The 24,916-nt window shown below is 72.0% G+C and carries 19 protein-coding genes; 13 read left to right on the plus strand and 6 right to left on the minus strand.

The genetic code is table 11. The features are described 5' to 3' along the window. Window positions 1-10: 10 nt before the first annotated feature. Genes ACSMXR_RS32450 through ACSMXR_RS32465 form a run of 4 tightly spaced genes read left to right on the plus strand, consistent with a single transcriptional unit; the run spans window position 11 to window position 5,775 of the window. Window positions 11-1,150 carry a CaiB/BaiF CoA transferase family protein gene (locus ACSMXR_RS32450; RefSeq protein WP_473170519.1) on the plus strand — a complete coding sequence of 380 codons (1,140 nt, stop codon included), beginning with the start codon at window positions 11-13 and terminating at the stop codon, window positions 1,148-1,150. Between the two features lie 8 nt (window positions 1,151-1,158). Then, window positions 1,159-2,301 carry an acyl-CoA dehydrogenase family protein gene (locus ACSMXR_RS32455; protein WP_473170520.1) on the plus strand — a complete coding sequence of 381 codons (1,143 nt, stop codon included), beginning with the start codon at window positions 1,159-1,161 and terminating at the stop codon, window positions 2,299-2,301. A gap of 44 nt (window positions 2,302-2,345) precedes the next feature. After that, a complete protein-coding gene (locus ACSMXR_RS32460) occupies window positions 2,346-3,560 on the plus strand; it encodes an acetyl-CoA C-acetyltransferase (RefSeq protein ID WP_364886958.1) in 1,215 nt (404 codons plus the stop codon). A gap of 40 nt (window positions 3,561-3,600) precedes the next feature. Further along, window positions 3,601-5,775: a 3-hydroxyacyl-CoA dehydrogenase NAD-binding domain-containing protein gene (locus tag ACSMXR_RS32465; RefSeq protein ID WP_473170521.1), complete on the plus strand. Its 2,175-nt coding sequence runs from the start codon at window positions 3,601-3,603 to the stop codon at window positions 5,773-5,775. Between the two features lie 49 nt (window positions 5,776-5,824). Here the strand turns inward: ACSMXR_RS32465 and ACSMXR_RS32470 are convergent, their stop codons facing one another. Beyond that, window positions 5,825-6,556 (minus strand): MerR family transcriptional regulator, encoded by a 732-nt coding sequence (locus tag ACSMXR_RS32470; protein WP_473170522.1) that lies wholly within the window; start codon window positions 6,554-6,556, stop codon window positions 5,825-5,827. A gap of 147 nt (window positions 6,557-6,703) precedes the next feature. Between ACSMXR_RS32470 and ACSMXR_RS32475 the strand changes: the two genes are divergently transcribed. Next, a complete protein-coding gene (locus ACSMXR_RS32475; RefSeq protein WP_381855350.1) occupies window positions 6,704-7,180 on the plus strand; it encodes a macro domain-containing protein in 477 nt (158 codons plus the stop codon). A gap of 116 nt (window positions 7,181-7,296) precedes the next feature. After that, window positions 7,297-8,199, plus strand: coding sequence for an oxygenase MpaB family protein (locus ACSMXR_RS32480; RefSeq protein ID WP_473170523.1), 903 nt, complete (start codon window positions 7,297-7,299; stop codon window positions 8,197-8,199). Window positions 8,200-8,278: 79 nt separating this feature from the next. Here the strand turns inward: ACSMXR_RS32480 and ACSMXR_RS32485 are convergent, their stop codons facing one another. Further along, window positions 8,279-9,838 (minus strand): M1 family metallopeptidase, encoded by a 1,560-nt coding sequence (locus tag ACSMXR_RS32485; RefSeq protein ID WP_473170524.1) that lies wholly within the window; start codon window positions 9,836-9,838, stop codon window positions 8,279-8,281. A 269-nt stretch (window positions 9,839-10,107) separates the two neighbouring features. Between ACSMXR_RS32485 and ACSMXR_RS32490 the strand changes: the two genes are divergently transcribed. After that, the gene (locus ACSMXR_RS32490) at window positions 10,108-11,493 is read left to right on the plus strand and encodes a M14 family metallopeptidase (RefSeq protein WP_473170525.1); all 1,386 of its coding nucleotides are present in this window, start codon (window positions 10,108-10,110) and stop codon (window positions 11,491-11,493) included. A gap of 73 nt (window positions 11,494-11,566) precedes the next feature. After that, complete coding sequence (locus ACSMXR_RS32495) at window positions 11,567-13,351, plus strand: BCCT family transporter (protein ID WP_137228579.1); 1,785 nt, start codon at window positions 11,567-11,569, stop codon at window positions 13,349-13,351. A gap of 213 nt (window positions 13,352-13,564) precedes the next feature. Here the strand turns inward: ACSMXR_RS32495 and ACSMXR_RS32500 are convergent, their stop codons facing one another. Then, the gene (locus ACSMXR_RS32500; RefSeq protein WP_473170526.1) at window positions 13,565-14,497 is read right to left on the minus strand and encodes an FAD-dependent oxidoreductase; all 933 of its coding nucleotides are present in this window, start codon (window positions 14,495-14,497) and stop codon (window positions 13,565-13,567) included. 249 nt (window positions 14,498-14,746) lie between these two features. Between ACSMXR_RS32500 and ACSMXR_RS32505 the strand changes: the two genes are divergently transcribed. The 3 genes from ACSMXR_RS32505 (at window position 14,747) to ACSMXR_RS32515 (ending at window position 18,632) form a co-directional block, all read left to right on the plus strand. After that, a complete protein-coding gene (locus tag ACSMXR_RS32505; RefSeq protein ID WP_473170527.1) occupies window positions 14,747-15,979 on the plus strand; it encodes a glycoside hydrolase family 64 protein in 1,233 nt (410 codons plus the stop codon). A gap of 189 nt (window positions 15,980-16,168) precedes the next feature. After that, entirely contained in the window at window positions 16,169-16,897 is a 729-nt protein-coding gene (locus ACSMXR_RS32510; protein ID WP_473170528.1) for a carbonic anhydrase, read from the plus strand. Window positions 16,898-16,994: 97 nt separating this feature from the next. Next, window positions 16,995-18,632, plus strand: coding sequence for an ABC-F family ATP-binding cassette domain-containing protein (locus tag ACSMXR_RS32515; protein WP_473170529.1), 1,638 nt, complete (start codon window positions 16,995-16,997; stop codon window positions 18,630-18,632). Between the two features lie 111 nt (window positions 18,633-18,743). On the opposite strand, the gene ACSMXR_RS32520 is transcribed toward ACSMXR_RS32515, so the two are convergent. Both ACSMXR_RS32520 and ACSMXR_RS32525 read right to left on the minus strand, forming a co-directional pair. Further along, window positions 18,744-21,185 (minus strand): Tex family protein, encoded by a 2,442-nt coding sequence (locus tag ACSMXR_RS32520; protein ID WP_473170530.1) that lies wholly within the window; start codon window positions 21,183-21,185, stop codon window positions 18,744-18,746. Window positions 21,186-21,387: 202 nt separating this feature from the next. Then, window positions 21,388-22,257, minus strand: coding sequence for an SCO6745 family protein (locus tag ACSMXR_RS32525; protein WP_473170531.1), 870 nt, complete (start codon window positions 22,255-22,257; stop codon window positions 21,388-21,390). 135 nt (window positions 22,258-22,392) lie between these two features. On the opposite strand from ACSMXR_RS32525, the gene ACSMXR_RS32530 reads away from it, so the two are divergent. Continuing rightward, entirely contained in the window at window positions 22,393-23,355 is a 963-nt protein-coding gene (locus tag ACSMXR_RS32530) for a GlxA family transcriptional regulator (RefSeq protein ID WP_455711503.1), read from the plus strand. 105 nt (window positions 23,356-23,460) lie between these two features. Then, entirely contained in the window at window positions 23,461-24,096 is a 636-nt protein-coding gene (locus ACSMXR_RS32535) for a DJ-1/PfpI family protein (RefSeq protein ID WP_137228557.1), read from the plus strand. A gap of 16 nt (window positions 24,097-24,112) precedes the next feature. Here the strand turns inward: ACSMXR_RS32535 and ACSMXR_RS32540 are convergent, their stop codons facing one another. Continuing rightward, window positions 24,113-24,868: an enoyl-CoA hydratase/isomerase family protein gene (locus ACSMXR_RS32540; protein WP_473170532.1), complete on the minus strand. Its 756-nt coding sequence runs from the start codon at window positions 24,866-24,868 to the stop codon at window positions 24,113-24,115. Window positions 24,869-24,916: the final 48 nt, after the last annotated feature.

Here is a 24,916-nt window from a genome sequence, read left to right on the forward strand (position 1 = left end):
GGGCTCACAGATGGCGAAAGGCCCAAGGCCCGAACACGGTCCGCTGACCGGTGTCCGGGTCGTCGAGCTGGCCGGCATCGGCCCCGGACCGTTCGCCGCGATGCTGCTGGCGGACCTCGGGGCCGATGTCGTACGCGTCGACCGGCCCGGCGGCGCGGGGCTCGGCATCGATCCCGCGTACGACCTCACCAACCGCAACAAGCGCTCCGTCCTCCTGGACCTCAAGAGCGACGAAGGGCCGGCCCGCGTCCTGGACCTGGCCGAACGCGCCGACATCCTGATCGAGGGCTACCGCCCCGGTGTCGCGGAGCGGCTCGGCGTCGGCCCCGAACCCTGTCTCGCCCGGAACCCGCAACTGGTCTACGGGCGGATGACCGGCTGGGGCCAGGACGGGCCGCTCGCCGAGCGCGCCGGGCACGACATCGCCTACCTCGCGCTCACCGGCACCCTGTCCATGATCGGCAGGCCGGACGAACCGCCCACCGTCCCCGCCAACCTGGTCGGCGACTACGCGGGCGGCTCGCTCTACCTCGTCGTCGGCGTCCTCGCCGCCCTCCAGCACGCCCGCGCCCACGGCGAGGGGCAGGTCGTCGACGCCGCCATCGTGGACGGCGCCGCCCATCTCGCCTCGATGATCCACGGCATGCTGGCCGCCGGGAGCTGGCAGGACCGGCGCGGCGCCAACCTCCTGGACGGCGGCTGCCCGTTCTACGGCACCTACGCCACCTCCGACGGCGGCCATATGGCGGTCGGCCCGCTGGAGGGGCGGTTCTACGCCGAGTTCGCCGGCCTCCTCGGCATCGCGGACGACTTCCCCGACCGGTGGGACCTCGCCCGCTGGGACGAGCTGCGCGCCGCCGTCACCGAGCGGTTCCAGACCCGTACGCGCGCCGAGTGGACCGAGGTCTTCGCCGGCACCGACGCCTGCGTCGCCCCCGTCCTCTCGCTCACCGAAGCGCCGCACCACCCGCACCTCGCCGCCCGCTCCACCTTCGTCGAGCACAGCGGCATCACCCAGCCCGCCCCCGCCCCGCGCTTCTCGGCCACCCCGGTCTCCGTCCGCGGCGGGCCCGCGCGGCCCGGCGCCGACACGGCCGCCGTCGCCGCCGACTGGGACGTACCGGGGCTCGGCCCCACCTCTCACGACTAGGAGACCCCGTGCAACGGCAGATCTTCACCGAGGAGCACGACGCGTTCCGCGAGACCGTCCGGGCCTTCTTGGCCAAGGAGGTCCTCCCGTACTACGAGCAGTGGGAGCAGGACGGCATCGTCTCGCGCGAGGCCTGGCTCGCCGCCGGGCGCGCGGGACTGCTGGGCCTCGCCGTCCCGGAGGAGTACGGGGGCGGCGGCAGCGACGACTTCCGCTACAGCGCCGTCCTCGCCGAGGAGTTCACCCGCGCCGGGGCCGCCGGACTCGCGATCGGCCTGCACAACGACATCATCGGCCCCTACCTCACGGGCCTCGCCACCGAAGAGCAGAAGCGCCGCTGGCTCCCGGGCTTCTGCTCCGGCGAGACCATCACCGCGATCGCCATGACCGAGCCGGGCGCGGGATCCGACCTCCAGGGCATCCGCACCACCGCCGAGGACAAGGGCGACCACTGGCTGCTCAACGGCTCCAAGACCTTCATCTCCAACGGCATCCTCGCCGACCTGGTCGTCGTGGTCGCGAAGACCACCCCGGAGGGCGGGGCCAAGGGCCTCTCGCTGATCGTCGTCGAGCGCGGCGCGGAAGGCTTCGAGCGGGGCCGCAACCTCGACAAGATCGGCCAGAAGTCCCAGGACACCGCCGAGTTGTTCTTCAACGACGTCCGCGTCCCCAAGGAGAACCTCCTCGGTGAGCTCGACGGCGCGTTCATCCACCTGATGACCAACCTGGCCCAGGAGCGCATGGGCATAGCGGTCGCCGGGATCGCCGCCGCCGAACACCTCCTGGAGATCACCACCCAGTACGTCAAGGAGCGCGAGGCCTTCGGACGTCCGCTCTCCAAGCTCCAGCACATCCGCTTCGAGATCGCCGAGATGGCCACCGAGTGCGCCGTCACCCGGACCTTCCTCGACCGGTGCATCGTCGACCACTCCGACGGCGTCCTGGACGCCGTCCACGCCTCCATGGCCAAGTGGTGGGCCACCGAACTCCAGAAGCGCGTCGCCGACCGCTGCCTCCAACTCCACGGCGGCTACGGCTACATGAGCGAGTACAAGGTCGCCAAGGCGTTCACCGACGGCCGCATCCAGACCATCTACGGCGGTACGACCGAGATCATGAAGGAGATCATCGGCCGCTCGCTGCTCGCCTGACGCACCCTCACCGCGCCGACAACCACCCTCGAAAGGCAGCTGTCTTGAGTACCGAAGCATTCGTCTACGACGCGATCCGCACCCCCCGCGGCCGCGGCAAGGCCAACGGAGCCCTGCACGGCACCAAGCCGATCGACCTGGTCGTCGGCCTCATCCACGAGATCCGGGGCCGCTTCCCCGACCTCGACCCGGCCGCCATCGACGACATCGTCCTCGGCGTGGTCAGCCCGCTCGGCGACCAGGGCTCCGACATCGCCCGCATCGCCGCCATCGCGGCCGGGCTGCCCGACTCCGTCGCCGGGGTCCAGGAGAACCGCTTCTGTGCCTCCGGCCTGGAAGCGGTCAACCTGGCCGCCGCCAAGGTCCGTTCGGGCTGGGAGGACCTCGTCCTGGCCGGTGGCGTCGAGTCGATGTCCCGGGTCCCGATGGGCTCCGACGGCGGGGCCTGGGCCATGGACCCGATGACCAGCTTCGAGACCGGCTTCGCCCCGCAGGGCATCGGCGCCGACCTCATCGCCACCATCGAGGGCTTCAGCCGCCGCGACGTCGACGAGTACGCCGCCCTCTCGCAGGAACGCGCCGCGGCGGCCTGGAAGGACGGCCGCTTCGCCCGCTCCGTCGTCCCCGTCAAGGACCGCAACGGCCTGATCGTCCTCGACCGCGACGAGCACCTGCGCCCCGGCACCACCGCCGACTCCCTCGCCGGTCTCAAGCCGTCCTTCGCGGGCATCGGCGAGATGGGCGGCTTCGACGCGGTGGCGCTCCAGAAGTACCACTGGGTCGAGAAGATCGACCACGTCCACCACGCGGGCAACTCCTCCGGCATCGTGGACGGCGCGGCCCTCGTCGCCATCGGCTCGAAGGAGGTCGGCGAGCGCTACGGCCTCACCCCGCGCGCCCGCATCGTCTCCGCCGCCGTCTCCGGCTCCGAGCCCACGATCATGCTCACCGGCCCCGCGCCCGCCACCCGCAAGGCGCTCGCCAAGGCCGGGCTGACCATCGACGACATCGACCTCGTCGAGATCAACGAAGCCTTCGCCGGAGTCGTCCTGCGCTTCGTCAAGGACATGGGCCTGAGCCTGGACAAGGTCAACGTCAACGGCGGCGCCATCGCGCTCGGCCACCCCCTCGGCGCGACCGGCGCGATGATCCTCGGCACCGTCATCGACGAACTGGAGCGCCGCGACCAGCGGTTCGGCCTGGTCACCCTCTGCGTCGGCGGCGGTATGGGTGTCGCCACGATCGTCGAACGCATCTGACCTGTTCCCGGCCCCACCTGCTTACGGAGAAAACACCGACATGACGACCGAGAGCACCACCATCCGCTGGGAACAGGACGAGACCGGCGTCGTCACCCTCGTCCTCGACGACCCCAACCAGTCGGCCAACACGATGAACCAGGCCTTCAAGGACTCCATCGCGGCCATCGCCGACCGCGCCGAGGCCGAGAAGGACTCCATCCGCGGCATCATCTACACCTCCGCCAAGAAGACCTTCTTCGCCGGCGGCGACCTCAAGGACATGATCAAGGTCGGCCCGGAGAACGCCCAGGCCGCCTTCGACACCGGCACCGAGATCAAGAACTCGCTGCGCCGCATCGAGACCCTCGGCAAGCCCGTCGTCGCCGCCATCAACGGCGCGGCCCTCGGCGGCGGTTACGAGATCGCGCTCGCCTCCCACCACCGCGTCGCCCTCGACGCCCCCGGCTCCCGCATCGGCCTGCCCGAGGTCACCCTCGGCCTGCTCCCGGCCGGTGGCGGCGTCACCCGGACCGTACGCCTCATGGGCATCGCCGACGCCCTGCTCAAGGTGCTCCTGCAGGGCACCCAGTACACCCCGCGGCGGGCCCTGGAGAACGGCCTCGTCCACGAAGTCGCCGCCACTCGCGAGGAGATGATCGAGAAGGCCCGCGCCTTCATCGACGCGAACCCCGAGTCGCAGCAGCCCTGGGACGTCAAGGGCTACAAGATCCCCGGCGGCACCCCGTCCAACCCGCGCTTCGCCGCCAACCTGCCCGCGTTCCCGGCCAACCTCAAGAAGCAGCTCGCGGGCGCGCCCATGCCCGCGCCGCGCAACATCCTGGCGGCGGCCGTCGAGGGCTCCCAGGTCGACTTCGAGACCGCCCTGACCATCGAGGCCCGGTACTTCACCGAGCTGGTCACCGGCCAGGTCTTCAAGAACATGATCCAGGCGTTCTTCTTCGACCTCCAGGCCGTCAACTCCGGTGCGAACCGCCCCAAGGACATCCCCGAGCGCCCCGTCCGCAAGGTCGCCGTCCTCGGCGCCGGAATGATGGGCGCGGGCATCGCCTACTCCTGCGCCAAGGCCGGGATCGAGGTCGTCCTCAAGGACGTCTCCACCGAGGCCGCAGCCAAGGGCAAGGCGTACAGCGAGAAGCTGCTCGCCAAGGCCCTCTCCCGGGGCCGTACGACCGAGGCCAAGCGCGACGAACTGCTGGCCCGGATCACCCCGACCGGTGACGCGGCCGACCTCGCGGGCTGCGACGCGGTGATCGAGGCCGTCTTCGAGGACACCGCCCTCAAGCACAAGGTGTTCCAGGAGATCCAGGACGTCATCGAGCCGGACGCGCTGCTCTGCTCCAACACCTCCACCCTCCCGATCACCGTCCTCGCCGAGGGCGTCTCGCGCCCCGTCGACTTCATCGGGCTGCACTTCTTCTCGCCCGTCGACAAGATGCCGCTCGTCGAGATCATCAAGGGCGAGCGCACCGGCGACGAGGCGCTGGCCCGCGCCTTCGACCTGGTCCGCCGGATCAAGAAGACGCCGATCGTCGTCAACGACTCGCGCGGCTTCTTCACCTCACGCGTCATCGGCCAGTTCATCAACGAGGGCGTGGCGATGGTCGGCGAGGGCGTCGAGCCCGCCTCGATCGAGCAGGCCGCCGCCCAGTCCGGCTACCCGGCCAAGGTGCTCTCCCTGATGGACGAGCTGACCCTGACCCTGCCCCGCAAGATCCGCAACGAGGCCAGGCGCGCGGTGGAGGAGGCCGGCGGCACCTGGCCCGGCCACCCCTCCGACGAGGTCATCGACCGCATGGTCGACGAGTTCGGCCGCCCGGGACGCAGCGGGGGAGCGGGCTTCTACGACTACGACGAGGACGGCAAGCGGGCCGGCCTCTGGCCCGGCCTGCGCGAGCACTTCACCAAGCCGGACGCCGACGTGCCCTTCGAGGACATGAAGGAGCGGATGCTCTTCTCCGAGGCCCTGGACAGCGTCCGCTGCCTGGAGGAGAACGTCCTCATCTCCGTCGCCGACGCCAACATCGGCTCCATCATGGGCATCGGCTTCCCGCCGTGGACCGGCGGCGTACTCCAGTACATCAACGGCTACGAGGGCGGCCTGCCCGGCTTCGTGGCCCGCGCCCGGGAACTCGCCGAACGCTACGGCGACCGCTTCCTGCCGCCCGCGCTGCTGGTGGAGAAGGCGGAGAAGGGCGAGACCTTCCACGACTGAGGCCGTGACCGAGCCCGTCAACAGGGCATGGCGCGGGCCGCATTCACCGTCACTCGGCGGTGAACGCGGCCCGCAGCTCCTCCTTCAGCGACCGCTGAAACGCCGTCACCAGCGCCTGCATCACGATCGGTTGCATATCGGCGGACAGCGACTTCATCGCCGCCACATGCTCCGGGTCGCCCTCGCGCTCCCGGTAGGGGTTCCACACCTCGTCCCGGAACAGCCGGGTCATCTCCTGGGCGGCCGAGCGGGTGTGCTCCAGCAGCACGGTCCGTGCCGCCAGGATCGTCTCGTGCGCGATCGGCACGTCCAGCAGCTCCACCCCGAGCCGCAGCAGACCCAGATCCACCCGGTACGCCCCGCCGTCCTCCTGCGGACGCACCAGCACCCCCATCGCCGCCAGCCGCTCCACATCCGGCTCCGACAGCGCCCGCCCGGCCCGCCGCTCCAGCTCGGCCCGGGAGAAGTCCTCGGTCTTGTCCGGCGCCCAGGACGCCACCAGCGCCCGGTGGATCGCCAGATCATGGGCGCTGAGGTCGGGCGGCAGCTGTTCCAGATAGCGTTCGATCGCGGCCAGCGTCATGCCCTGCTGCTGGAGCTCCTCGATCAGCGCGAGCCGCGAGAGATGGTCAGGACCGTAGTGCCCGACCCGGCGGGGCCCGATGACCGGCGGCGGCAACAGGCCCCGGGTGCTGTAGAACCGCACGGTGCGTACGGTGACTCCGGCGCGCGCCGCCAGCTCGTCCACCGTGAGCGTCGGCTCGTCGGTCCCCGTCGCCATCTCTGCTCCCCGCAGTCGAACCTCGTATCGGACAGTTCCGCTGTCTCACCACTACTGCGAAAGTCTCCGGCACCGGCGCTCCGCCGTCCACCCCGGCCCCGTGGTCGGTCCCGGCCCGTTGTCAGTGGTGGCCCGTACGGTGAGGTCATGTCGGAGATCACCTACGTACGGGGGGACGCCACCGCGCCGCAGGGCAAGGGCGTCAAGCTGATCGTCCACGTCTGCAACGACCTGGGCGGCTGGGGCAAGGGCTTCGTGCTGGCCCTCTCGCGCCGCTGGCCGGAGCCCGAGGCCGCCTACCGGCGCTGGCACCGCGAGCGCGCGGACAACGACTTCGCTCTCGGCGCGGCACAGTTCGTGCAGGTCGGGCCCTATCTCTGGGTGGCCAACATGATCGGCCAGCGGGGCATGCGCACCGGCAGCAAGGGGGTGCCCGTGCGGTACGAGGCGATCGACGCGGCGCTCGGCGCGGTGGCTGCCAGGGCGGGCGAGCTCGGGGCCTCGGTCCATATGCCGCGGATCGGCTGCGGGCTCGCGGGCGGCAAGTGGTCCAGGATCGAGCCGCTGATCGAGCGGCGCCTGATATCCGCCGGTCTGCCGGTGACGGTGTACGACCACGACTGACCGAGCCGTGGACCGCCCCGGACCCCGCCACCGCGGTCCTCCCGCACCCGAGGGATCATGGAGAGGAAGGGGACGGGCAGCGCACGGCAGGCCCGCCGGGACCGCGGGAGCACCGGATGAGCAGCGCGACCGACGCCAGGACCGCCGAGCCGCCGCCCGGTGGTGCGAAGGACCCCGAGCCGCCTCCGCCCGGCGGGGTGCTCTGGAGCATGTCCGGCGACATCCGCTCCCTGCTGATGCTGCCCGCCGCCCTCACGCTCCAGGTCGCCCACCCGGCGGTCGGCGCCGGGGTCGACGAGCACTCCGTCTTCCGCACGGATCCGTGGGGGCGCGGCGAACGCTCGCTGCGCTCGCTCCAGCTCTGGGTCTACGGCGGCGCGGAGGCCGCCGAGGAGGGCCGCAGACTGCGCCGGCTGCACGGCACGATCCGGGGCACCGACACCCGGGGGCGTCCGTACCACGCCCTGACGCCCGCCAACTACGCCTGGGTGCACTCCACCGGCTTCCCCGTCTACCAGCACGCCGCCCGCTATCTGATCCGGCCCATGACCCCCGCCCAGGAGCGCGCGCTGTACGCGGAGTGGCTCCGGGTCGGCCGGATCCTCGGCATCCACGACCGGGACATGCCGCAGACCATCGAGGAGTTCTGGCCGTACTGGGAGAAGATGCTCGCCGGCGGGATCGAGGCGACCACCGTCGTGCGGGAGCTGGTCGACGTCGACCAGCCCGTACCGCCGCCGGACCGGGGCCCGTGGATGCTGCGGATGGTCCTACGGGCCCTGTGGCCGGTGCTGCTGCCGCCGCTGGCCCGCTTCCGGCGGTTCGTCACCATCGGGTTCATGCCGCCCGACGCCCGCGCCACCATCGGTCTGCCGTGGACCGACGACCAGGAGAAGCGGCTGCGCCGGATGTGCGCGGTCCTACGGGTCGTCGTCCCCGCCCTACCGGAACGGCTGCGCTATCTGCCCCGGGCCCGGGCGGCCCGCGCCGCCCGGCGTACGGCCCGGTCCGACGGCTGAGCCCCCGGAACGGCCGAAGGGCCGTCGGAGCAGCTGGACTTCGCCGCTCCGACGGCCCCGGTGTTCGTGCGTACGGCCGTCAGCGGTGCTCGTGACCGCCCTCGGACCGGTGCGCGGAAGCCGCGTGGTCACCGTGGTCGTGCACGGTGTTCGTCGCCGCGATCTTCTTCCAGGACGCGGGCCGCTCGACCCGCGCCGCCGAACGTGCCGACAGCGCCGCCTCGGCGAGACCCGCGTCGGCCGCCGCCGGGGCCGCCGGTCGCGCCGGCCGGTAGAGCCAGGTGTCGAAGAGCTCGGCCAGCGGCTTGCCGGAGACCCGCTCCGCGTACCGGACGAAGTCGCCCACGTTCGCGTTGCCGTACGCGTGCTCGGCCGGCCAGCCCTTCAGCAGCTCGAAGAAGGTGTCGTCGCCGACCTCGTTGCGCAGCGCCTGGAGCGCCAGCGCGCCCCGGTCGTACACGGCGATGTCGAACTGGTTGTCCGGGCCCGGGTCACCCGGCTTCACCTGCCAGAACGGGTCGTCGGCCGGGTGCTGGGCGTACGTGTAGTCCGCCAGCTCCTGCGCGGTGCCCTCGCCCTCCTTCTCCGACCAGAGCCACTGGCTGTAGCGGGCGAAGCCCTCGTTGATCCAGATGTCCTTCCAGCCGTCGACCGAGACGCTGTCGCCGTACCACTGGTGGGCCAGCTCGTGGACGACGACCGACACGTTGGCGCCGTTCGCGAACTGCCGCGGGCTGTAGAAGGGCCGCGTCTGGGTCTCCAGGGCGAAACCGCTCGTCACATTGGGCACGTAACCGCCCAGCGCGTTGAACGGATACGGGCCGAACACCTCGGTCAGCCACTCGGCGACCTCGGTGGTCCGCTCGATGCTCGCGCGGGCCGCACCGGCGTTGGCGCCCAGGTCCTTGCTGTAGGCGTTCAGGACCGGCAGACCGTCCGCCGTACTGTCGGTCGTGATGTCGAACTTGCCGATGGCGAGCGTCGTCAGATAGGTCGCCTGCGGCTTGTCGGAGCGCCAGTTGAAGCGGGTCCAGCCGAGCTTCGAACTCTGCGACTGGAGCGCGCCGTTGCTGATCGCCTGGGTGCCGTCCGGCACCGAGACCGACACGTCGTAGGTGGCCTTGTCCAGCGGGTGGTCGTTGCTCGGGTACCACCACACGGCCGACTCCGGCTCCTGCGCGGCGACACCGCCGTCCGGGGTCCTGGCCCAGGCGGTCCAGCCGTTGATCTTCAGCTCGGAGGGCTTTCCGGCGTACCGGACCACCACCGAGACGTCCTTGCCCTTCGCCAGCGGGCCGGCCGGGGTGACCTCCAGCTCATGGTCGCCGCTCGTGGCGAAGCGGGCCTTCTTGCCGTTCACCCGGACCTCGGAGACATCGAGCCCGAAGTCGAGGTTGAAGCGGGACAGCTCCTGCGTCGTGGTGGCGAGGATCGTCGCCGTGCCCTCCAGCAGGTCGGTCTCCGGCTGGTACTTCAGCCGCAGGTCGTAGTGGGAGACGTCGTAGCCACCGTTTCCGCTGGCCGGGTAATAGGGGTCGCCGATACCCGGGGCGCCCACGGTGCCCGGTGCGGCCGCTGCCGGGATCGCCAGCAGAAGGGTGGCCGCCAGCGCGCTGGGGACGATGAATCTGCGGTGCACAACAAGCTCCAATGAGTCGGGACGGATGATCTTCCGACCGGTCGTCACGAGGCTATGCACCCGCCGGAGCGGGACGGCCCATTCCGGGCACACCTGTCACACGATCGCCATTCCGTCGTCACGGGCGGCAGCACCCCATGGCAGTGATCGCCCCCTGTTGCACAGGAGTTGACCGGTGTAACGTCCGCACATCGCCGCGGGGCCGACGGTCGTCACGGTCTCCGCCCCACAGGCCCGTGCCCGTCCAACATGCCGGGAGGCAGCCGCCGATGACCCATCGCGTCGCTCGTGCACTCCGCATGCTCAGCCCGCACCCGTGGCTCGCGCCGGTCACCGGACCCGACCGGCCGGAGTCCGGGCCGCCGCGCCGGGGTGCCAGGGCGATGCGCCGGACGGCCGTGGCGGCGACGCTCGCCGCGCTGGCCCTGCCGTTCGCCATCGCACCCGCCGAGGCCGCGCACCGCCCGCCGCGCACCGGGTTCGAGACGAGCGACGGGGCGCGCTGGACCGGCGAGGCGGAGGAGCGGTCCTTCCTCGCCGCGGTGGACCGGGAGAGCGACCGGGTCTCCGTGGACCGGATCGGCACGACGGAACAGGGCCGCCCGCTCCGCCTCGTACGCGTCGGCCAGGAGCGTTCCGACGCCACCACGGTCCTGCTGATCTGCAGCCAGCACGGCGACGAGCCCGCCGGGCGCGAGGCCTGTCTGACCACGGTCCGCGACCTGGCGTTCGCCGAGGACCGGGCGACCCGCGCCTTCCTGGCCCGTACGACCCTGCTGGTGCTGCCCACGGCCAACCCCGACGGGCGCGCCGCCGACACCCGCGGCAACGCGGACGGCGTCGACATCAACCGCGACCACATCGCCCTGGAGACCGCCGAGGCACGGGCGATCGCCGCCGTCGTACGCGACGAACGACCGCAGGTGATCTACGACTTGCACGAGTACGGCGCCACCCCGCCGTACTACGACAAGGACCTGTTCGCCCTGTGGCCGCGCAACCTCAACGTCGACGACCGGGTCCACGACGCCTCGCGCACCCTCTCCGAGCGCTATGTCCGCCCCGCCGCGACGGCGGGCGGCTACAGCAGCGGCCACTACGGCATCTGGACCGACCCGGCCACCGGGGATCCGATCAAGCAGGTCGCGGGCGACGGCCAGGAACGCATCCTGCGCAACACCTCCGGCCTCAAGCACGCGGTCGGCCTGCTCATCGAATCCCGGGTCGACGCGCTGAGCGACGCGGAGAAGGACGATCCGGCGCTCAACCACCGGCGCAGGGTCCACTCCCAGCGGACCGCGCTCGGCGGCCTCTTCGCCTTCACCGACGAGCAGCGCGCCCGGCTCCGGACCGCCACTGCCCTCTCGCGCCTGACCGGCCTGGCCGACCGGGGGCCCGTCTACCTCGGCGGCGCCGACAACGACCCGGCCGAGCCCGCCGAGATCCTCGCCGACCCGCCGTGCGGCTACCGGCTGGACGCGGCCCAGTACGCGGAGGTGAAGGACGAGCTGGCCCTGCACGGCGTCAGGGCCCGGCCGGACGAAGATGGCGCGTTCGTGCCCCTGCGTCAGTCGGCCCGAAGCCTGATTCCGTTGCTTCTCGATCATCGGGCGACATATCACCTCACAAACGGTCAAGCCAGAACTGCTTGTTGATCCTTCGAGATCCGGGGCAGGTGTGGTACTGCCTACGGAGAGCGTTTTTCAGACTCGGTGAAAGGTGCCATTTGTGTCCCAGGACGACCAGACCGCGGACGGGCGGGAGGGGCTGTCGGTCACGGCGGACCTTCCCCCCGAGCCGGTCAGTACCAGGACTCCGACCACCGACCGGGTGGTGTTCGGCGTCACGGCGGTCCTCACCCTCGCCTTCGTCGTGTGGGGAGCGACCGCCACCGACTCCCTGGAGAGCGTTTCCAGCAAGCTGCTCGACGGGCTGATCCACAACGGCGGCTGGGCCTTCATGCTGGCCGCCTCCGGGTTCGTCGTCTTCGCGCTGTGGCTGGCCATCAGCCGGTACGGCAAGATCTGCCTCGGTCAGGAGGGGGAGGAGCCGGAGTTCCGGACCATCTCCTGGGTCGCCATGATGTTCAGCGCCGGTATGGGCATCGGGCTGATGTTCTACGGCGTGAGCGAACCGCTCGCCCACTTCCGTACCCCGCCGCCGGGCACCGACCCCGCGGACGCGGCCAACGCCATGGAGACGGCGATGGCCACGACCCTCTTCCACTGGACGCTGCACCCCTGGGCCATCTACGCCGTGGTCGGGCTCGCCATCGCGTACAGCGCCTACCGGCGGCGCAGGCGGCAGACGATCAGCGCGGTCTTCGAGCCGCTGATCGGCAAGCGGCACGCCTACGGCGGCTTCGGCCGCTTCATCGACATCCTGGCCATCTTCGCCACCCTGTTCGGTTCCGCCGCCTCGCTCGGCCTCGGCGCGCTCCAGATCGGCAGCGGTTTCCAGGAGCTGGACTGGATGGAGAAGACCGGAACCGGTCTCCTCGTCGCGATCATCGCCGTGCTGACCGTCTGCTTCGTCCTCTCCGCGGTCTCCGGCGTCGAGAAGGGCATCCAGTGGCTGTCCAACACCAACATGGTGCTGGCGCTGCTCCTGGTGGCGTTCGTCTTCATCGCCGGTCCCACGATCATCGTGCTCGACCTGCTGCCCACCTCCATCGGCGCCTACCTCAGCGACCTCGGGCAGCTCGCCGGGCGCACCGAGGCGTCCGGTGGCGAGGACGTCGCCTCGTGGCTCGGCAGCTGGACGGTCTTCTACTGGGCCTGGTGGATCTCCTGGACGCCCTTCGTCGGCATGTTCATCGCCCGCATCAGCCGCGGCCGGACGATCCGTCAGTTCGTCGGCGGCGTCATCCTGGTGCCCAGCACCGTCAGCCTGATCTGGTTCGCCGTCTTCGGCGGCTCGTCGATGAAGCTGGACGAGGCCGGAAAGCTCCAGGGTGCCGACACCCCGGAGGCGCAGTTGTTCGGTGTCCTCCAGGAGTTCCCGATCGCCACGGTCACCTCCATCCTCGTGATGATCCTGGTCGGCATCTTCTTCGTCTCCGGAGCCGACGCCGCGTCGATCGTCATGGGCACCCTTTCGCAGAAGGGCGTCCTCGAACCCGGCAAGTGGGTCGTCATCTTCTGGGGAGTCGTGACCGGGGCCGTGGCCGCGATCATGCTGCTGATCGGTGAGGGCAAGGACAACGCCCTCCAAGGGCTGCAGAACCTCACCATCCTGGTGGCGGCGCCCTTCACCATCGTGATGATCGGTATGTGCGTGGCCCTGATGCGGGACCTGCGCAGGGACCCGCAGATCGTCCGCCAGGAGTTCGGTGTGGAGGCGGTCGAGTCCGCGGTGATCGAGGGGCACGCCAAATACGACGGCGACTTCGAGATCCGGATCGGCCCCGGGACGACTCCGGTCACGGACGAGCGCCACCAGCACGAGTCCGGCGGATCGGGGTCGACGAGCACGTCCACCGCCACCTCCACCGAGAAGCGGCCCTCCGACTGACCGGGTGACCGCACAGCCGTACCGCTGCACCATCGCGGAGCAGCACAACCGCACAACAGCTCCGGAGCCCGCGACCACCGACCGGTCGCGGGCTCCGGCCCTGTGCTCAGGGCGCTCCGGGCTTCAGGGGCGGGCGCCCGGCCGTGGACGGGCGGGACCCAGGGGCGGGGCGCCCGGCGGTGCGGAGGCGGGTCCGCCGCATTCCGGTCGCGGTCAGCCCACCAGCGCCGCCGCCGTCCGCGCACACCCCCACGCCACGGTGACGCCCGCGCCGCCGTGCCCGTAGTTGTGCACCAGCAGTCCGCCGCCCGGCAGCGCCTCCGCCTCGATCCGCACCCCGGCCTCCCGCGCCGGCCGCAGCCCCACCCGGTGCCCGAGCACCCGGGCATCGGCGATCTCCGGCCGGATCCGGGCGCACCGCGCCACGATCTCCCGGGCCGTCTCCGGGTCGGGCTCGGTGCGCGGATCGTCCGCCTCGGCCGTACCGCCCAGCACCAGCCGGCCCGGCTGCGGGAAGAAGTACGTCGTCGCGGCCGACGCCGGATCCGCCTCGGTGTACCACTCCTCGATCCCCGGGTTCTCCACCGCGACCAGCTGCCCCCGCACCGGCCGCACCCCCGCGTCGGGCACCAGCTCGCGCGCCCCGAGCCCCGTGCAGTTCACCACCACCGGGCTGAGCTCCGCCGCCTCGCCGAACCCCGTCACCGTCCGCCGTTCCACCGCACCGCCCGCCGCCACGAGCCTCTGCTCCAGCCAGGCCAGATGGACCGGCATGTCCAGCAGCGGCAGCGTCACCCGCAGCCCCTCGGGCACCTCCACCGCGTCCTTCAGCCCCGCCGCCCAGTCGCCCAGCGCCGCGAACCGCTCACCGGCGTGCAGCCCCGCCACCCGCCGTACCCCGGTCTCCTCCGGCGCGCCCGACAACTCCTCGTAGACCGCCAGCGTCTCCAGCGACCAGTCGCCCACCCGCTCCGCCGGCTCGATCCGGTACGGCCACCACAGGGCCCCCGCCACCGCCGACGTCGTCGCCCCGGCCGGATCGCGCGACCAGACCCGCACCCGCAGCCCGCGCTCCGCCAGCGTCACGGCGGTGGTGAGACCGACGACCCCGCCGCCCACCACGATCACATCCGCCACCACGGTCACTCCTCTTCCCTCGGCCCCGCCCGTCGCTGCCCGGACGCTAACCGAAAGCGGAATCCCGGGGCCAGCGGAACCGGAAGCCCGGGGCACACGGGAGCAGGTCGGCACGGCGCGGGATGCTCGGCGGGTTCGACAAGTTGAGACAGGTTCGTTGACAGAGGTCGCCCACCGCAGGATTCTGAGAGCGCTCTCAGGCTCGCAGGTGATGTGCCCCCGTTCCACCCACGCATCCGCCCGATGAGGAGAACGAGCATGCCCGCTTTACGGAGAAGTCCCGGCTCACGAAGAAGTCCCGGCTCACGGAGAGGTCTCGGCGCGCTGACCGCGGCCCTTGCCCTCGCCCTGGGTCTGACCACCGGCGTCGGCCAGCCGCCGGCCGAGGCGGCGGTACCCGCCACCATCCCGCTGACCATCACGAACGACTCGGGACGCGCCGATCAGATCTACGTCTACAACCTCGGAACAGAGCTCTCCACCGGCCGTCAGGGCTGGGCGGACGCGAACGGTACGTTCCACCCCTGGCCGGCCGGAGGCAACCCGCCCACCCCGGCCCCGGACGCCTCGATCGCCGGTCCGGGGAACGGTCGGTCGGTGACGATCCGGATGCCGAAGTTCTCCGGCCGCGTCTACTTCTCGTACGGACAGAAGCTCGTCTTCAAGGTCACCACCGGCGGTCTCGTCCAGCCCGCGGTGCAGAACCCGAGCGACCCGAACAGGAACATCCTGTTCAACTGGACCGAGTACACGCTCAACGACGCGGGTCTGTGGATCAACAGCACCCAGGTCGACATGTTCTCCGCCCCCTATTCCGTCGGCGTCAAGGCGCCGGGCGGGGCCGTCAAGAGCACCGGCAAGCTCAAGCCGGGCGGCTACAACGCCGTGTTCGACAACCTCAGGAACCAGTCCGGCGGCTGGTCCGGCCTCATCCAGACCCGGTCCGACGGAACGGTGCTGCGCGCCCTGTCCCCGGGGCACGGCGTCGGGAGCGGCACCCTCCCGTCCGGGATCATGAACGACTACATCGACCGGGTCTGGAGCCGCTACAGCGGCTCCGTGCTGACGGTGACGCCGTTCGCGCACGAGCCGAACACCAAGTACTACGGCCGGGTCTCCGGCAACGTCATGAACTTCACCAACGGCTCCGGCGCCGTCGTGACCTCGTTCCAGAAGCCGGACTCGGACAGCGTCTTCGGCTGCTACAAGTACCTGGACGCGCCGAACGACCAGGTGCGCGGCCCGATCTCCCGCACCCTGTGCGCGGGCTTCAACCGCTCCACCCTGCTGACCAGCGCGAACCAGCCCGACAACAACGCGGCGAACTTCTACAAGGACTCCGTGACCAACCACTACTCCCGCCTCATCCACGCGCAGATGGTGGACGGCAAGGCGTACGGCTTCGCCTTCGACGACGTGGGCGCCCATGAGTCGCTCGTCCACGACGGCAACCCGCAGGAGGCGCTGATCACGCTCGACCGCTTCAGCTGACCGCCCCGCCTTCCGGCCCGGCGGGCCGCGCTCCGCATCCTCCCGCCGGTCCGGTGCCCGTCCGTGCACCCCTCCGCACTCTTCTGTTTCGCTCTGCTCCGTTCTCACTCGTCCAAGAGATGGTCAAGGTCCGGCCAAGGGTTGTCCGGCGTCAACTTCCCGCCTGGGCAGGGGGGTTAGCGTCCGCGCGTGAGAATCACCCGAACCCCCCGCACGGCGCCGACCACGCGCCGCACCCTGCTCCGCGCCTCCGCCGCCACCGCGGCGGCGGGCGTGCTCGCCGCGGGCTCCTCGCCCGTGGGCGCCGCCCCGCGCACCCGGACCGCGGCGAGGCCCGAGACCCCGGCCGCGGCGCTGAAAGCACTCGCCGCCGGGAACCGCCGCTGGCGCACACTCCACCAACGGCATCCCCACGAGGCCGCCGGGGTGCGCACCACCCTGGTGTCCGGCCAGTCACCGTTCGCGCTGATACTCGGCTGCATCGACTCCCGCGTCCCACCCGAGCTGGTCTTCGACCAGGGACTCGGCGACCTGATGACCGTCCGCTCGGCCGGCGAGGTGCTGGACGAGGCGGTGCTCGGCAGCATCGCCTACGGCGTCCTCGAACTGGGCATCCCACTGGTCGTGGTCCTGGGACACCAGTCGTGCGGCGCGGTCGCCGCCGCGGTCCACGCGGAGGAGACCGGGGAGCGCCTGCCCGCGCACATCCAGTACGTGGCCGACCAGATCAGGCCCGCGATCGTGCACGGGCAGCACGGCGACGCCCGGGTGGACGCCACGGTCAGCGCCCAGGTCCGGCTGGTCCGGTCACGGCTGGCGCGCGAGGCCGATCTCGCGGCGAAGGTGGCCGCCGGGGAGCTGGCGATCGTGGGGGCGCGGTACGAACTGAGCACCCAGCTGGTCCACCGGGTCGGCTGACGCCCGGGCCTCGGGGCCGGGGGCCGGCCGGGTCCCCGCGCCCTCGGGGCCGGGCAGGCCGGGGCATCGGGCACCGGCGACTAGGATCGGCACCCTGATGACTGCCACTCTCGTCGCCAAGGACCTCGCCGCCGGACACGGTGACCGCACGCTCTTCGCCGGGCTCGACCTCGTCGTCGCCCCCGGTGACGTGATCGGTCTCGTCGGAGTCAACGGCGCCGGAAAATCCTCCCTGCTCCGCCTCCTCGCCGGGCTCGACCGCCCGGAGGAGGGCGAGCTGCGCCTCTCGCCGCCCACCGCCACCGTCGGCCACCTCCCGCAGGAGCCCGAGCGCCGCGCCGGTGAGACCGTGGCCGCCTTCCTGGCCCGCCGCACCGGTGTCGCCGACGCCCAGCGCATCATGGACGAGGCGACGGAGGCCCTGGTCGCCGGAGCCCCGGGCGCGGACGACGCGTACTCCGACGCCCTGGAGCGCTGGCTCGCCCTCGGCGGCGCGGACCTGGACGAGCGGGCCGAGCAGGTCGCCGCCGAGCTGGGGCTGACCGTGGGCCTCGACCGGCCCATGACCGCGCTCTCCGGCGGACAGGCGGCCCGCGCCGGACTCGCGTCGCTCCTTCTCTCCCGCTACGACGTCTTCCTGCTCGACGAGCCCACCAACGACCTCGACCTGGACGGTCTGGAGCGCCTGGAGCGCTTCGTGTCCGGCCTGCGCGCGGGCACGGTCGTCATCAGCCACGACCGCGAGTTCCTGATGCGCACGGTCACCAAGGTGCTGGAGCTGGACCTCGCCCAGCAGCAGATCAATCTCTACGGCGGTGGCTACGCGGCCTATCTGGAGGAGCGGGAGACCGCCCGCCGGCACGCCCGCGAGGGCTATGAGGAGTACGCCGACAAGAAGGCGTCCCTCGAAGCGCGCGGCCATATGCAGCGCTCCTGGATGGACAAGGGCGTCAAGAACGCCCGCCGCAAGGCCACCGACGGCGACAAGCTCGGCCGTAACGCCCGCAGCGAGGCCAGCGAGAAGCAGGCCGCGAAGGCCCGGCAGACCCAGCGCATGATCGAGCGTCTCGACGTCGTCGAGGAGCCGCGCAAGGAGTGGGAGCTGCGGATGGAGATCGCCTCCGCCCCGCGCTCCGGATCCGTCGTCGCCACCCTGCGCGAGGCCCGGGTGGCGCGCGGCGACTTCACCTTCGGCCCCGCCTCGCTCCAGATCGACTGGGCGGACCGGGTCGCCATCACCGGGGCCAACGGTGCGGGCAAGTCCACTCTGCTGGCGGCCCTGTTGGAGCGGCTGCCGCTGGACTCCGGCGACGCCACGCTCGGTTCGGGCGTCGTCGTCGGCGAGGTGGACCAGGCCCGCAAGCTGTTCCTCGGTGCGCAGTCGCTGCTGGACGCGTTCTGCGCGGCCGTGCCGGACACCGAGCCGGCCGAAGTCCGCACGCTGCTCGCCAAGTTCGGCCTGCGCGCCGACCATGTGATGCGCCCGGCCACCAGCCTCTCCCCGGGCGAGCGCACCCGTGCGGCCCTCGCCCTGCTCCAGGGGCGGGGCGTCAACCTCCTGGTGCTCGACGAGCCGACGAACCACCTCGACCTGCCCGCCATCGAGCAGTTGGAGGCGGCCCTGGAGACGTACACGGGCACCCTGCTGCTGGTCACGCACGACCGGCGGATGCTGGAGGCGGTCCGGACGACCCGCCGCATCGAAGTGGCGGACGGTCAGGTCAAGGAAGTCTGAGCACGGTTACGGGGGTTCGGGGGCGGGCGGGCCGCACTCGACCCCCGTAACCGTGCGGGGCGGTGAGGGGCGGGCCGCACCCGGCGACCCGCCCCTCACCTCTCGCCTCGTTCAGCGACCCCGGCCGCCGCCCGGCTTCGGGTCGGCCAGCCCGGCCCGCCGCAGCGCATCGGCCATCGCGCTGTTCGCCGGAGCCGGAGCGCCCTGGCCGCCCTGCCGCGAGCCACCGCCACCGCCGCGCCGGTCCCGGCCGCCGCCCTGCCGGCCCTGACCGCCACCGGACGGCTGGCCCTGACCCTGGCGCTGCTTCGGGGGCCGGCCGCCCCGCTCGCCGCGGCCCTGCTGCCCGCCGCCGGAACCGCCGCCCGCGCCGGGCTCGTCGTCGAGGCGCAGCGTCAGCGAGATCCGCTTGCGCGGCACATCGACGTCCATGACCTTGACCTTCACGATGTCCCCGGGCTTCACCACGTCCCGCGGGTCCTTCACGAACGTCCTCGACAGCGCCGAGACATGCACCAGACCGTCCTGGTGGACGCCGATGTCGACGAACGCGCCGAACGCGGCCACGTTCGTCACGACGCCCTCCAGCACCATGCCCGGCTCCAGGTCGCCGAGCTTCTCGACGCCCTCCTTGAAGGTCGCCGTGCGGAAAGCGGGCCGCGGGTCGCGCCCCGGCTTCTCCAGCTCCTTGAGGATGTCCGTCACGGTCGGCAGCCCGAACATGTCGTCCACGAAGTCCGCCGCGCGCAGCGCCCGCAGGGCGTCCGCGTTGCCGATCAGCGAGGCCACCTCGCCACCCGCGCTCTTGCCCATCCGGCGCACCACCGGGTAGGCCTCCGGGTGCACGCTGGAGCCGTCCAGCGGGTCGTCGCCGCCCCGGATCCGCAGGAAGCCCGCGCACTGCTCGTACGCCTTCGGGCCGAGCCGCGCCACGTCCTTCAGCGCCTTGCGGGACCGGAAGGGGCCGTTGGTGTCGCGGTGCGCGACGATGTTCTCGGCGAGCCCCGAGCTGATCCCCGAGACCCGTGAAAGCAGCGGTGCGGACGCGGTGTTGACGTCCACGCCGACGCCGTTCACGCAGTCCTCGACGACCGCGTCCAGCGAACGGGACAGCTTCACCTCGGACAGGTCGTGCTGGTACTGACCGACGCCGATCGACTTCGGGTCGATCTTCACCAGCTCCGCCAGCGGGTCCTGGAGCCGCCGCGCGATGGAGACGGCGCCGCGCAACGACACGTCCATGTCGGGCAGTTCCTGCGAGGCGAACGCGGAGGCGGAGTACACCGAGGCGCCCGCCTCCGAGACCATCACCTTGGTGAGCTTCAACTCCGGGTGCTTGTCGATCAGTTCACCGGCGAGCTTGTCCGTCTCGCGGGACGCCGTGCCGTTGCCGATCGCGATCAGGTCGACCGCGTGCTCCTTCGCGAGGTGCGCGAGCTTCGCCAGCGCCTGGTCCCACTTGTTCGCGGGCACATGCGGGTGGATCACATCGGTGGCCACCACCTTGCCGGTCGCGTCGACGACCGCCACCTTCACCCCCGTACGGAAACCGGGGTCGAGACCGAGCGTGGCGCGGGTGCCGGCCGGGGCGGCGAGCAGCAGATCGCGCAGGTTCGAGGCGAAGACGCGTACCGCCTCGTCCTCCGCCGCCGTGCGCAGCCGCAGCCGGAGATCGATGCCCAGGTGCACCTGGATCCGGGTCCGCCACGCCCAACGCACGGTGTCGCCCAGCCACTTGTCGCCCGGGCGGCCCCGGTCGGCGATCTCGAAGCGGCGGGCGATCATGTTCTCGTACGAGGAGGGGCCGGGCTTCTCGGCCGCCTCCGGCTCCTCCGGCTCCAGGACCAGATCGAGCACGTTCTCCTTCTCGCCGCGCAGCATCGCGAGCACCCGGTGCGAGGGCAGCGCGGTGAACGGCTCCGCGAAGTCGAAGTAGTCGGCGAACTTCGCGCCCGCCTCCTCCTGGCCCTCACGCACCTTCGCCGCCAGCCGGCCGCGCGTCCACATGCGCTCGCGCAGCTCGCCGGTCAGGTCGGCGTCCTCGGAGAACCGCTCGGTGAGGATCGAGCGGGCGCCGTCCAGAGCGGCGGCCGCGTCCGCGACACCTTTGTCGCCGTCCACGAACGCGGCGGCCGCAGCGAGCGGGTCGACCGACGGGTCGCCGAGCAGTCCGTCCGCCAGCGGTTCGAGCCCCGCCTCCCGGGCGATCTGCGCCTTGGTGCGCCGCTTCGGCTTGAACGGCAGATAGATGTCCTCCAGGCGCGCCTTGGTCTCCGCGGCCCGGATGCTCGCCTCCAGCGCCGCGTCGAGCTTGCCCTGTTCGCGTACGGATTCGAGGATCGCGGTGCGCCGCTCCTCCAGCTCCCGCAGATAGCGCAGCCGTTCCTCCAGCGTGCGCAGCTGCGCATCGTCGAGGGATTCGGTCGCCTCCTTGCGGTAGCGCGCGATGAACGGCACGGTCGATCCGCCGTCGAGCAGCTCGACGGCGGCCCTGACCTGTCGCTCACGTACGCCGAGCTCCTCGGCGATCCTGCCTTCGATGGACGTCGTCACGGTTTTCCCGACTCGCCTTCTCGTACTGGCTGTGCTGGCCGTGCTCGTGTCGTGATGAGCACGTTCTTGCTTGCCGGGGGCATCCCCCAGGCCTGCATTGTGCCGGGTGGCCGGGGGCCGTGTCGCGTGACCTCGGGCAACACGCCCGGGAGCCCCGACGCGGTGCGCGGGGGTCCCGGGCCGTGCCGGGGCCCGTCCCGGGTCAGCCCCGGCCGGTCGCCGAGGCCGGGAACGCACCCGCCGCGGCGGCCGTGAACAGGAAGCCGCGCCCCAGCTCGGTGAGCCGCTCCACGCCTTCCGCGCCCAGGTGTTCGTACGGTGCCGAGTCCATGCGGTCCGTCGCCTGCTCGACCTCCGCGCGCAGCGCCGTACCGGCCTCGGTGAGCGCCAACTCCTCGCCGCCCGCCAGCAGCCCGCGCTCGCGCAGCCGCTCGGACGCCGCCTCCCAGTCGGTGCGGCGCCAGCCCCGGGAGGACAGGATCCAGCGGATCGCCATGCCCTTGCCGGTCGCGGTGTGGCTGACCAGCGACTCCAGCGGGTCGAGACCGGCGGCGAGCAGGGCGGCCAGATGCGCGTCGCCCCGGTGCTCGCGCAGCAGGGTCGCCGCGTGCCAGAACGCCAGGTGCGGCTCCTCGGGCACCACCAGCTCCGCGTGCGCCGCGTACAGCGGACGGGCGTGCGGGGTGCAGGCCTCGGTGGCGCGCAGCGCGAGCCGGGCCGCCTCCGCCATCTCGGCGGAGGCGATGACTTCCTCGCCGAGCAGCCGCCGCAGCGTCGAGTCCGCCGCCCGCAGCCGGGCTCCGAGGACCACCTCGGGGGAGGCGGTCTCCCAGACGGCGGGCACATGGCGGGCCACCAGCGCGGGGTTGAAGTTGTAGAAGGTGGCGCTGACGGTCCCCGCGCCCACCGCGCCGAGCGCGGCGGCCCGGGTCGCGAAGTAGGCGGCGCTGGGGTCCTCGATGCCGATCTTCGCCATCTCCGCGCCCAGGTCGGGGGAGAAGAAGAGGCACGAGTGCAGCGGGTTGACGGCGTTGTGGCAGCGGCGCTCCGCGCGGGCCGGGAGAGTACTCATACGGGCACGTTACCGACTGGTCGGTACGGAGGGGAACCCCGGGGGAGGGGTGGCCGTGCCACGGAAGTCCGGTGGCAGGAAAGGTGGGGTACTCGTCATTGCGGCCATCGTCGCCCGTCGCCCAGGATGACGGACGTGAAGCAGCGAACCGTGCTCGTCGTCCTCTTCGACGGTGTCCAGAGCCTCGACGTGAGCGGCCCGATGGAGGTCTTCTCCGGCGCCTCCCGGTCGCCCGGCGTCTCCTACGACCTGCGGACCGCCTCGCTCGACGGCGGCCCGGTCCGTTCCACCAGCGGTCTGACCCTGGTGCCCGACAGCAGCCTGGCCGACGCGCCCGCCCCGCACACGCTGCTGGTGCCCGGCGGGCAGGGCACCCGGGGCTCGCAGCCCGCGCTGACCGGCTGGCTGCGGGAGCACGCGCCACGCGCGGAGCGGCTGGTCTCCGTGTGCACCGGGGCGCTGCTGCTGGCCGAGGCGGGCCTGCTGGACGGGCACCGGGTCACCACCCACTGGAACTACTGCGAGCGGCTCGCCCGCGACTACCCGGCCGTCCGGGTCGATCCGGAGCCGATCTTCGTACGGGACGGAAGGCTGGCCACCTCGGCGGGCGTCACCGCGGGCATCGATCTGGCCCTCGCGCTCGTCGAGGAGGACCACGGGCGCGACCTCGCGCTGACCATCGCCCGGCACCTCGTGGTGTTCCTGCGCCGCCCCGGCAACCAGGCCCAGTTCAGCGCCCAGCTCAGCGCCCAGACCGCACAGCGCGAACCGCTGCGCGAGGTCCAGCACTGGATCGCCCAGCACCCGGACGCCGACCTCGGGGTCGACGCCCTCGCGGCCCGCGCCCGGCTCTCGCCCCGGCACTTCGCCCGCGCGTTCCGGGCGGAGACCGGCACGACCCCGGGGCGGTACGTCGAACGCGTCCGTCTGGAGCACGCCCGCCGACTCCTGGAGGACACCGGCGACGGCGTCGAGCGGATCGCCCGCGCCAGCGGCTACGGCACCCCGGAGGCCATGCGCCGGGCCTTCGTGAAGACCCTCGCGACGGCACCGGCCGAATACCGCCGCCGCTTCCGCACGCCCGCAGCCGGCACCTGACACCCGACACCTGACACCCGAAACGCCCCACCGGCCGGCCCGACCATCCGGTCCGTCCGTCCGTTCGCCTGTCCGTCCGTCCGACCGAACCGAGAGGCAGTTCCCGTGCAGATCGCCATCCTGCTCTTTGACCGTTTCACCGCCCTGGACGCGGTGGGCCCCTACGAGATCCTCAGCCGCGCCCCCGGCGCCGAGACCGTCTTCGTCGCCGAACGGACCGGACCCGTCCGCAACGACAGCGGAAGCCTCGCGCTCGTCGCGGAGAAGACGCTCGCCGAGGTGCCGTCGCCCGATCTGGTCATCGTGCCCGGCGGCCCCGGCCAGAGCGACCAGATGGAGAACGACACCCTGCTCGGCTGGTTGCGCGCGGTCGACGCCACCACCACCTGGACCACCTCGGTCTGCACCGGATCGCTGCTGCTGGCGGCGGCCGGACTTCTGAAGGGGCGTCGGGCCACCTCGCACTGGCTGGCGCTGGAGGTGCTGAAGGAGTTCGGCGTCGAGCCCACCGGGGAGCGGGTCGTGCTCGACGGCAAGTACGTCACCGCCGCCGGGGTCTCCTCCGGCATCGACATGGGGCTGACCCTGCTCGGCCGGATCGCCGGCGACGACGTGGCGCGCTCGGTGCAGCTGCTCACGGAGTACGACCCGCAGCCGCCCTACGACTCCGGCTCGCCGCACAAGGCTCCGGCCGCCCTCGTCGAGGAGTGGCGGTCCAGGAGCCGTCACATCACCCGATAGGGCCCGTGGCGTCGGCTCACCCGGTGGTGTAGGTGAAGCGGGGCGTGCGCCGCTCCAGGAACGCGGCGACGCCCTCCGCCGTGTCCGCGCTGCTCCGCGCCTCATCGGCCCAGTACGCGTCCCGGTCCGTCCGGCCCGCGGCGAACTCCTTCGCCGCGGCCTGGGTCAGCTGGGACCGGGACGCCAGGACCCGTACGTACTCCTCGACCCGCTTGTCCAGGCCGCCCACGGGCAGCACCTCGTCGGCCAGGCCGGTGCGCAGCGCCCGTTCGGTGTCGATCAGCTCGCCGGAGAACAGCAGATGCTTCGCTGTGCCCGGGCCGACGAGGGCGACCAGTCGCCGGGTCGAGGAAGCCGGATAGACGATGCCGAGCTTCGCCGGGGTGACCCCGAAGGAGGCGCCCTCCTCCGCGAACCGCAGATCGCAGGCGGCGGCCAGCTGGCTGCCGCCGCCCACGCAGTAGCCGCGCACTGCGGCCAGCGTCGGCCGGGGGAACGCGGCGAGCGCCTCCTCGGCCGCCACCGCCAGGCCCTGGGCGGTGTCCGCGCTCTCCCGCAGCGTCGAGATGTCGGCCCCGGCGCAGAAGGTGTCCCCGGCCCCGGTCAGCACCAGGACCCGGACCGCCGGGTCGGCCGCCAGCCGCTCCAGCAGCTCCGGCAGGCGCCGCCACATCGCGGCGGTCATCGCGTTGCGCTTGGCGGGGTTCGTGATCACGACGGTGGCGACGCCGCGCTCGACGGACGGGATCAGGCTCGGTTCCGTACGGTCCATGGGCCGGATGCTATCCGGGTGGTTCGAACCTATGATCAAGAAGGGGTC

It is taken from the genome of Streptomyces sp. DSM 106670, assembly GCF_055792845.1.